Below are 9,353 nucleotides of genomic sequence, written 5' to 3' on the forward strand. Positions count from 1 at the left end.
CAGTACGATTGGAATGTCGGGCTGGCGGCGGCGCCGGTCGTGCAGGCGGCTATCGTCCTTTCCCCGGCGGACCGGGCGGACGCGCAACGGCGGGTCTATGCCGGCTATGTCGATCTTGGCATATATCTTATGGACGCATGGTACATCGGTGCGGCGGTGCGGGCCGAGCATTACAGCGACGGATCGGGCAGCCCGGTCGGGTTTAAATTGAACTCGCGTTTCGAGATCAGCCCCGCCTTTGCCTTGCGCGGCACCGTCGGAACGGGGTTTCGCGCCCCTTCACTGACGCAATCCGCCTATGCACAGACGGACGGGCGCACCGCCCTGGTCTTCAATCCCGCCACGGGCCGGACAGAGGTGACCGCTACTGTCGCCAAGCTTGTCACGCCGGACTCTGCTCTGGGAGCTTTGCTGGGGGCAAAGCCGCTTAAGTCCGAGAGAAGCTGGAACGCGGGCGCCGGGTTCGTCATCACGCCAGGATCGAATATCAGCATCACGGCGGATGGTTACTACATCAAGATCAAGAACCGTATCGAACGGTCGGGTCGACTGTTCGGATCAGGCATTACCGCCATCCTCAACGCCAATGGCCTTAGCGGTGTTGAGCAAGCCGAATACTTTTTTAACGCGGTGGATACGTCCACCCGTGGTGTCGACGTAGTGGCTGATTGGTCGCACACCAGCGGGCTGGGTAAAATGAATTTGAATGCGGCGTTCAACTACAACAAGACCAGGATTGACAAGCTACCGGCCACGCCGACGCAGTTACTAGGGGCGAACGGTACTTCCCTGCTGGGCGTGGGGTCGGTGTTCTTCGGTGGCGATCGAATTGGCGAGTTGGAGGTAATTAATCCACGCACCAAGCTTGTGCTGAATGGTTCCTGGGCACAGGGGATCTTGGGATTATCTTTCACCACGACGCGCTATGGCAAGTATACGCAGCGCACGGCGGCGGGGGACGATCGGGCATTCGGCGCGAAGTGGATCACAGATGTCAATGCATCGTTGGCGGTGACCAGCTTTGCTACTTTGCAGTTCGGTGCGACGAATGTCTTCAACGTCAGGCCCGAAACCAACGGACCCGGCAGCCCCCAGACGGGCCAAGGATATTACGGACCATCACCTTTCAACCCCAACGGTGGATACTATTATGGCCGCGTCGCCGTCAGCTTCTGATCGTCGATCGTTCCTGGGAGGGGCACTGGGGCTGGGCGTGCTGCCGTGGCTGGGTGCATGTGGCCGTGGGGATCGCGGCGCGCTGGTCATGGGCGATCAGGTGCATCTGGTGGAAAGCCGGATGAAGGCTGCGGGCCAGCTTGATGATCTTCCATACCGCATCACCTGGGCGAATTTCCCAGGAGCCGCGCCTTTGCTGGAAGCGTTGAACGCCGGCGCGGTAGATACCGCTCCTGCGGGCGACCTGCCGGTAATCCTGGCGGCGGCCGCTGGCTGTCGGCTCAAGATCGCGGCGGTAACGCGGATGTCGGATCAGGCGATGGCGATCGTGGTGCCGCGCGGGTCCACTATCCAGTCTGTCGCTGACCTGGCAGGCCAATCCGTAATCGTCTCCAGCGCGCGGGGCAGCATATCCCACTACATGTTGCTGGAAGCACTGAACGAGGCGCGCATTCCGATCTCCTCGGTGCGCATTGGGTTCATGCTGCCCAACGAGGCTGCGTCCGCGTTCGCCACAGGGCAGATTGACGCTTGGGCGACGTTCGGGACATATCAAGTCCGCGCCGAGGCTGAAGGCGCCCGTATCCTACGGGACGGTGCAGGGATCGGCCCAGGCTATTCAACGATAGTGGTCTCAGAAGCCGCGCTGGCCGACCCTGCGAAGCGCACCGCGATAGGCGATTATCTTGAGCGGTTGCGACGCGCGTCGTTGTGGAGCCAGCAGCAGCCCGACGCCTATGCCAAGCTGTATTCCAAACAGACCGGGATGGATCTTGCCGTCACCAAGGCGTGGGTGGCGCGCGAGAGACCGGCCTTCACGGCGCCCGATGCCACTTTCGTGGCGGCGTTGCAGCGAGCCTCCGATCGCTTCTACCGCCCGTACGGGGTTTTACCTCGCAACGTTGACGTGGAGGCACTGATCGCACCCGGGCTGATCGGCGCTTAAGACCTTTGTCCGCCTCGTTCTGAAAATCCTCATGGCGCCATCGAAACGGAATGATGAGCATGAAAGATCAAGCACGACCGAAGGCGATGGCCGGGCAGCCCACGTGGAGCCGCCGCGCCGTGATCGCGAGCGGGGCCGCCATCGCGGCGCTTTCCGTCAGCGGTTGCGCGCGGCAGTCCGCCATGCCGCTGCGGGTGGCGATCACAGGCAAAGGGGCAAGCGATACCCGCCTGCTCCTTAAGGCGGCGGGGCTGGCGCCGGACTTTCCAGTCCAATACTCAGAATTTCAATCCGGGCATCTCGTTATTGAGGCTTTGAACAGCGATGCGTTAGATTTTGGAGGCAGCAGCGAGATTCCGCCGGTCTTCTCCGCCGCCTCTACCGTCCAAAGCTTTCTACAGGTGGGGGTCCTGCATGGTGACGTGAACAATCAGGCCGTGCTGGTTCCCAAAGGCTCCGCCATCCGCGATCTGCGAGACCTGAAAGGCAAGCGGGTAGGTTATGTCCGCGCCACGACATCGCAATACTTCCTGATCGAGATGCTACGTTCCGTCGGTCTGTCGTGGTCGGATATTGAGCCGGTGGCACTGACGGTGTCGGACGGTGTCGCCGCCTTCTCGCAAGGTGCGTTGGATGCCTGGGCGATCTACGGCTACGTGATCCAGCTTGCCATCGCGACGCAAGGAGCCACGGTGCTCCGGACAGCGCTGGGATTTCTCTCGGGAAACTATCCCGTGCTGGCGCATCGCAACGCTCTGGCAAATAGGGAAAAGGCGGCGCACGTGCTGACCTACATGCGGTTGGTGAGCGAAGGCTACGCCTGGGCTCGGGACCATCAATATAAGTGGGCCCACCTGGTAGCAGCAGAGATCGGCGTTCCGGTCTCTTACGTGCAGGACCAGCTTCGCGAGCAGAGCGCGCCATTTCAGCTGCAACCAGTGACGATAGAAGCAATCCGCTCGCAACAAGTGGTTGCAGATGTATTTACCCGAGCGGGTCTGATTCCAAATCATGTCGACATGACCCGGTTGTGGGACATGCGGTTCAATGCCGACATCATGAAAGGCTGATCATGGCGGCTCAACTTGATGCAGACGTCGCAAACTCGCTGAATGATGCCACTCTCGATCAGATTACCAGACATTTGGCGAAAACGGCCGAACGTTACGACAGGGCCGGCGAATTTCCCCAGGCGGCGTTCGACATTCTGGCACGGCAAGGGCTGATCGGGCTAACTGTTTCTCGCGATCTGGGCGGACAGGGGGCCGGCTATGTCGATACCTTGCGCGTGCTGGGCGCGGTGGCGAAGGGCGATCCTTCCGCCGCCTTGATCCTGTTCATGACCTACGCATTCCACGCGGGGGAGGCCAAAGGCGGTCGCTGGCCGGCCGCAGTTTACAAAAAACTGGCGCGTGAGGCGTTGGCCGGTCGCGGTTTGATCGGGACATTTCGGGTCGAGCCTGAGTTGGGAACCCCTGCCCGCGGCGGGTTGCCCAAAACAACCGCGCGCCAAACGGCAGATGGCTGGCGGATCGTCGGGGAGAAGATCTATTCCACCGGATCGACTGGACTGGACTGGTTCGCGGTGTGGGCGCGTACCAACGAGGCGGAACCTCGCGTCGGCCTGTTCCTGATCGACTCTTCCAGTCCAGGCATAACGATCGTGCCCGAATGGGATCACTTGGGCATGCGTGCGACCGTCAGCCACAGGGTCGTGTTCGACGATACACTGGCCCCGACATCGGCGGCAGTCGATGTACGACGGCCGGAGGAATGGGTGCTCCCCACCGGTCAGGCGAATGGGCCGGTTCTGTGGAATGCGCTGGCGATCGCGGCCATCTACGATGGTGTGGCCCGGGCTGCGCGAGACTGGCTGGCGGGCTACCTGAATGATCGTGCACCCGCTAATCTAGGGGCACCGCTGGCAACTTTGCCGCGTGTGCAGGAAAAGTTCGGTGAGATCGAGGCGCTGCTGCAGGTCAACCGGACGTTGATCTTCAGCGCGGCGCAGGCGGCGGATGGTGGCGAGCTTCCGTCCGCAGACAGCGCCAACATCGTCAAGCACGTCGCCACCACAAATGCGATCCAGGCTGTGGCCATCGGTCTGGAACTGACAGGTAATCCCGGGATCAGCCGGAACCATCCGCTGGAGCGCCACTACCGCGACGTGTTATGCAGTCGTATCCACTCGCCACAGGCCGATACCATCCTGATCGGCGCGGGGCGGGCCGGGCTTTCGCGATGAGCCTGGTCGTGGCGAGCCAGCTCGGCCCGGAATTCGATGCGGAACTGGCCGCGCTTCCGTTTGATCCCAAGATTGTCTCTGTGAATGGAGACGAACCGTGGCGGGTGGCTGATGAATCCGACGTGCTTGTCGTACGTCCATCGCCGCAATGGCAGGCCATGCGCGAAAAGCCGGTACCCTCAGGCTGGCCAGGTCGTTTGCGTTGGGTATTCTCCGCTTCCACCGGGATCGACACCTATCCTGCCTGGCTGCTGGATGCGCCTCTGGTAACCTGTGGGCGAGGCACAGCGTCTGACGAAATCGCGGATTACGTGATGGCGGCAATATATCAGCGATCGAAGAACCTCGATGCTGTGACAGTGCGTTCCGCCGCCGAATGGCGCGTTCAGTCCCTGGGGGGCGTGATGGGGTCCACTGTCGGGATCCTGGGCATGGGCGCGATCGGACAGGCCGTGGCCAGTCGAGCGCTGGCCTTGGGAATGCGGGTCGTCGGAGTGCGGAGACGCGATACAGGCGCGGCCATCCCCGGCGGCGTCGAGTTGTTGACCGGATTTGCCGAGGTGGTAAAGCGGGCGGATCACATCGTGATCGCCTTGCCTTCCACGCCTCAGACCTTTCGAATAGTCAATGCCGCATTGCTGGCCCGGGCAAAGCCGGACGCACACCTTATCAATGTGGCGCGCGGTGCGATCGTCGACCAAAAAGCATTGGTGGACGCGCTGGACGCGCAGCGCCTGGGCTTCGCGACGCTAGATGTCACCGATCCGGAGCCGCTGCCCGAAGGCGATCCACTTTACACGCATGCCAAAGTTCGTCTGACCCCGCACATCTCGGCGCATTCCGAGGCCGTGCGCGATCGATTGCTGGAAAAGCTCAAACGCGATCTCTGCCTCTTCGCCAAGGGAGAGCAACCCGGCGACGTGGTGGATCCTGTCAGCAGGTACTGACGATGGTTGTATAAGGGGCTCTCAATACGAAAACAGAAAAGCTCGATTGTTGCCCTGCAGAATAGTCCGCAAGCTTGATCGCCGACATCAGCTGATGCGGCCTTCAGGAGACATTTGCCATGGCCACGGCTTTTAAGATTAATCCCGGCGCGGTCACGGAAGCAGAGTGGAAAGTACGCATCGATCTGGCCGCGTTTTATCGCGTCGCCGCGCTCTACAACTTTGATGACTTCATTTATACGCACATCTCTGCCCGTGTCCCGGGCCCTGATGCTCATTTCCTCATCAATCCCTTTGGTCTGGCTTTCGAGGAAATCACGGCATCCAGCCTGGTCAAGATCGACCTCGACGGCAACATCCTTTCAGACAGCGAGTATGGCATCAACTATGCCGGCTTCGTAATCCATTCCGCGATCCACGCCGCGCGGGATGACGCGCACTACGTCGCGCATTTTCACACGGCTGATGGGATGGGCACATCAGCGCATAAAGAGGGCCTGTTGCCAATCAGCCAACGCTCTTTGGCGATAATACCCCGGTTGTCCTATCACGATTACGAAGGCATTGCCCTCAATCTCGATGAACGCGAGCGTCTGGTTCGCGATCTGGGGGACACCAAGCTGATGCTGCTGCGCAATCACGGTACGCTTGCCCTCGGCAGCACTCCTGGCGAAGCCTGGAGCGGGATTTATCAGTTGGAGACCGCTTGTTCCGTCCAGGTGGCAGCATTGGCAGGTGGGCGTGACCATGTGCTGATCGCACCAGAAGCGGCACAGGAAGAAATGCGGCGGCAATTGCAGCAACGCCCGCCAGCCGCGCTTTCCAAGCAGGGGGGCAAACCACACGACCAACTGGTGTGGGAAGCCGCTTTGCGGAAGGTGAAGCGCGAGCTTCCAGGCTTCGACACCTGATCGTGCCGGTGCCAGATCGATGCAAAAATCGCCGATCTGACACATGCTTCCCTGGCGTACACCTAGGTATCCTAACGCGTTTTGAACGGCCAGGGGTCTCTGATCTTGAGCGAAGCGAAAGGCTATCCAATGCCCGAGGGTGATCCGTCGCAACGTGCGACTGGGGGTCCTCGATCTGCTTATATGAGCAACTCTCATATATCGAATGCCTTAACTCTATTGATATAGTAGTCTATTTCCGTTCTTCAGCGTCGGGTCGGAATTCACCGACGGATGAGGGTATCGTGATCGAGACTGCAAGAAATCGTCTTCCTGGAATGGGCCGGCCCAAGAAGGTTGGCCGGATACCATCCCATGGTCGCAGTGCACGCCCATATGGTATCATGACGAATAGGGTCTTCGGTTCGGTGTCCGTGATCTCACGCCGTGCTGCCCTGGCGGCAGGGTTGGTAGTGTTTGGGTCAGTCACAAGTCACGCGTACGCCGCCGCCGAACCGGCGCTTTCAATCCCAGCTGACGGGGGGGCTGCTGAAGAAGCGGGATCGGCGTCCGCCGGTCAGGATATCGTCGTCACGGCGCGCTACAAGAACGAGACGCTGCAGACTGTGCCGATCGCCATCACCGCGCTTTCAGCGGCGCAGATCGCGGCGATCGGCGGCCAGACCAGCCTTAAGAACCTGGCGGCGTTCACGCCCAGCGTCAGCATCCAAGGCTTTAGTGGTCGCAACCAGACTATTACCATTCGCGGCCTGGGAACCAATTCGGGCGGGACCAACGATGGCCTTGATCAGGGTGTTGGCCTCTACATCGACGGGGTTTATCGGCCACGGACCGGTACCGTGCTCAACGATCTGCTGGATGTCGAAAGCGTTCAGGTGCTGCGCGGTCCGCAAGGAACGTTGTTCGGCAAGAACACGGTGGCGGGCGCCATCGACGTGCGTACCAGACTGCCCAGCTTCACGCCTGAGGTGCAAGGCGACCTGACATATGGCAACTATAACTATCGGCGCGGTCAGGTCTCGGCCTCGGGTGGCTTGACGGACACGCTGGCCCTACGGCTGAGCGGCTTGTACGCGGCGCGGGACGGGATCGTCTACAACACGTTGCAACGTAAACACTGGGACAATTACAAAAACGTTGCGGTTAAGGCCGATCTTCTGTGGCAGCCGCGCGACGCGATCAAGGTCCGCTTGATCGGGGACTATGCCCGGCAGACCGGCAACATGGGCTTCTACCTGCTGGGGCAGGTATTGCCGACGAGGCTTGCAAATGGTGCCATCGTCAAAGGCTTTTACCAGCATGCCGCCGATGTCGGCTACTCGCCGATCGAGGTGGACCCGTACAACCGCCGTACCGACATTAACGGATCACAGGCGATCAAGATGCCTAGTGGCGGTCTTACAGCTCGCGTGGATGCGACGATCGGCGGGCATACGCTGACCTCCATCACCGCCGCTCGGTTCTGGAAATGGATACCAAACTGGGATGGGGATCAGTTCGGGGCCGATATTCTGGGACAGGGTACGGTGGCAACCAATCAAAGGCAGTTCAGCCAGGAGTTGCGCCTGACATCGCCCAGCGGCGGCGCGATCGAATATACCGGCGGGCTCTATTTCTTCTGGCAGAAGGCGAAGCTCAAGCAGGAAGTTTCCTTCAAGAAGGATGCGGCAAAGTGGTACTTCGGTCCCGCTGCACCGGATGCGCTGCTAGATGGCCTCGATTCCTTCAGCTTTCTTGATCCTGCAACGCATAGTTATGCTGCGTATGGTCAGGCCACTTGGCATATCACGCCCACAACCAGCGTGACCGGCGGTCTTCGCTACACTTATGAGAAGAAAACCGGCAGCTACAACGCGGTTCAAGTGGGAACACCAGCGCCCATATCCAGCCTGCCGCTGGCCTATCAGGCGAGCGCCGCTGCGATCCGCGCGGCTTATGCGCCATCGGGTGGGGCATACGATGCCGAGCGTTCGAAGGGCACGGTGTCCTGGCTGCTCAGCGCCAACCAGGATCTAGGCGAAGACGTGCATGCTTACGTCAGTTACTCGCGCGGCTATAAGTCCGCTGGCATTAACCTGGTGCGTCGCAATGCCGGCATCAACATCTTCGTCGAGCCAGAGCAGGTCGATGCGTACGAGGCCGGCCTGAAAACGCAATTATTCGATAGGAAGGTACAGTTTAATACTGCCTTGTTCTGGACGATTGACAAGAATTATCAGGCCAATCTTTATGACGTCCCCAATCGCGTCGCTTATATCGGTAATGCTGGCAAGGTCCGCAGCCGGGGTGTGGAGGTAGATGCGCGCGCGTCGATTGGTCGTCGTCTGACCATCTCGGCATCAGGCGCGTTTACCGATGCGAAATATCTGCAGTACAACAACGCGATCTGCCCGTTCCTGCTGTCGTATCAAAGTTCCTGCGATATCTCGGGGCAGAGGCTGTCCGGCACGTCGAAATGGGCGGGTGCGGTGCAGGTGCTTTACGAAGCTCCGGTGAGCGATACGCTGACCGTCTATACCTCTGCTGACGCCAGCTATCGTTCCAGCTTCTTCTCGGCCGTCAACAATGACCCGTTCACTCGGATCAAGGGTTATGCTCTGGTCGGCGCAAGCCTTGGTATCCGGCCTGACGACGGGCCGTGGGACGTGTCGATCTGGGGCCGCAACTTGTTCGACAAGAACTATCTCACCACCGCCACGGTCAACGCCACCTGGGGGCTGACCCAGGTCGGGGTGGGAGAGCCGCGAACGTATGGCGCGACGCTGCGCTTCCGTTTCTGATCACCGTCTCAAGGATAGCACTATGTCGTTTCCGTCGCATGCATCTCGCCGACAAGCCCTCGCTCTGGCGGGAGCCGGGTTCCTGGCCGCGTGCACGAAGGCCGGCGCCAAGACACTCGTGGTGGGCGATCAGAAAGGGGGAATCCAGGCGCTGCTCGATGCTTCCGGTCAGCTGAAGGAAATCCCGTATCGCATCGAGTGGACGCAATTTCCTAATGCCGCGCCGTTGATCGAAGCCCTGGGCGCCGGGGCGATCGATACCGGGCTTGGGGGGGATGCGCCCTTCATCTACAGCCTGCAGGCGGATGCCGGGGTGAAGGCGATTTCGGCTTTCCGCGCCAAAGGCGC

7 protein-coding genes and 1 pseudogene are annotated in these 9,353 nt (G+C 60.4%); all 8 read left to right on the forward strand.

The genetic code is table 11. The features are described from left to right. Nucleotides 1–1,176, forward strand: a 1,176-nt coding sequence (locus ACHWRX_RS09260) for a TonB-dependent receptor domain-containing protein (protein WP_394658970.1), incomplete at its 5' end; no start/stop codon positions are given. After that, on the forward strand, nucleotides 1,151–2,122 hold the full coding sequence (locus ACHWRX_RS09265) for an ABC transporter substrate-binding protein (RefSeq protein ID WP_394658971.1): 972 nt from the start codon (nucleotides 1,151–1,153) through the stop codon (nucleotides 2,120–2,122). The genes ACHWRX_RS09260 and ACHWRX_RS09265, both read left to right, overlap by 26 nt. Nucleotides 2,123–2,241: 119 nt before the next feature. After that, nucleotides 2,242–3,192 (forward strand): ABC transporter substrate-binding protein, encoded by a 951-nt coding sequence (locus tag ACHWRX_RS09270; RefSeq protein ID WP_394658972.1) that lies wholly within the window; start codon nucleotides 2,242–2,244, stop codon nucleotides 3,190–3,192. Between the two features lie 2 nt (nucleotides 3,193–3,194). Further along, nucleotides 3,195–4,367, forward strand: a complete 1,173-nt coding sequence (locus tag ACHWRX_RS09275; RefSeq protein WP_394658973.1) for an acyl-CoA dehydrogenase family protein — start codon at nucleotides 3,195–3,197, stop codon at nucleotides 4,365–4,367. Beyond that, nucleotides 4,364–5,314 (forward strand): NAD(P)-dependent oxidoreductase, encoded by a 951-nt coding sequence (locus ACHWRX_RS09280; protein WP_394658974.1) that lies wholly within the window; start codon nucleotides 4,364–4,366, stop codon nucleotides 5,312–5,314. Before ACHWRX_RS09275 ends, ACHWRX_RS09280 begins: the two co-directional genes overlap by 4 nt. A 119-nt stretch (nucleotides 5,315–5,433) precedes the next feature. Next, nucleotides 5,434–6,225: a class II aldolase/adducin family protein gene (locus ACHWRX_RS09285; RefSeq protein ID WP_394658975.1), complete on the forward strand. Its 792-nt coding sequence runs from the start codon at nucleotides 5,434–5,436 to the stop codon at nucleotides 6,223–6,225. Nucleotides 6,226–6,608: 383 nt separating this feature from the next. Then, nucleotides 6,609–9,005, forward strand: coding sequence for a TonB-dependent receptor (locus tag ACHWRX_RS09290; RefSeq protein ID WP_394658976.1), 2,397 nt, complete (start codon nucleotides 6,609–6,611; stop codon nucleotides 9,003–9,005). Nucleotides 9,006–9,027: 22 nt separating this feature from the next. Then, nucleotides 9,028–9,353, forward strand: a pseudogene (locus ACHWRX_RS09295) (aliphatic sulfonate ABC transporter substrate-binding protein); the annotation flags it as partial.

It is taken from the genome of uncultured Novosphingobium sp. (assembly GCF_964277725.1).
Lineage (GTDB): Bacteria > Pseudomonadota > Alphaproteobacteria > Sphingomonadales > Sphingomonadaceae > Novosphingobium > Novosphingobium fluoreni.

What these genes read in the sequence shown, in the direction of transcription:
- ACHWRX_RS09265 (WP_394658971.1), top strand. Translation starts at nt 1,151, where the DNA reads ATGGCCGCGTCGCCGTCAGCTTCTGATCGTCGATCGTTCCTGGGAGGG.
- ACHWRX_RS09275 (WP_394658973.1), top strand. Translation starts at nt 3,195, where the DNA reads ATGGCGGCTCAACTTGATGCAGACGTCGCAAACTCGCTGAATGATGCC.
- ACHWRX_RS09280 (WP_394658974.1), top strand. Translation starts at nt 4,364, where the DNA reads ATGAGCCTGGTCGTGGCGAGCCAGCTCGGCCCGGAATTCGATGCGGAA.
- ACHWRX_RS09285 (WP_394658975.1), top strand. Translation starts at nt 5,434, where the DNA reads ATGGCCACGGCTTTTAAGATTAATCCCGGCGCGGTCACGGAAGCAGAG.
- ACHWRX_RS09290 (WP_394658976.1), top strand. Translation starts at nt 6,609, where the DNA reads ATGACGAATAGGGTCTTCGGTTCGGTGTCCGTGATCTCACGCCGTGCT.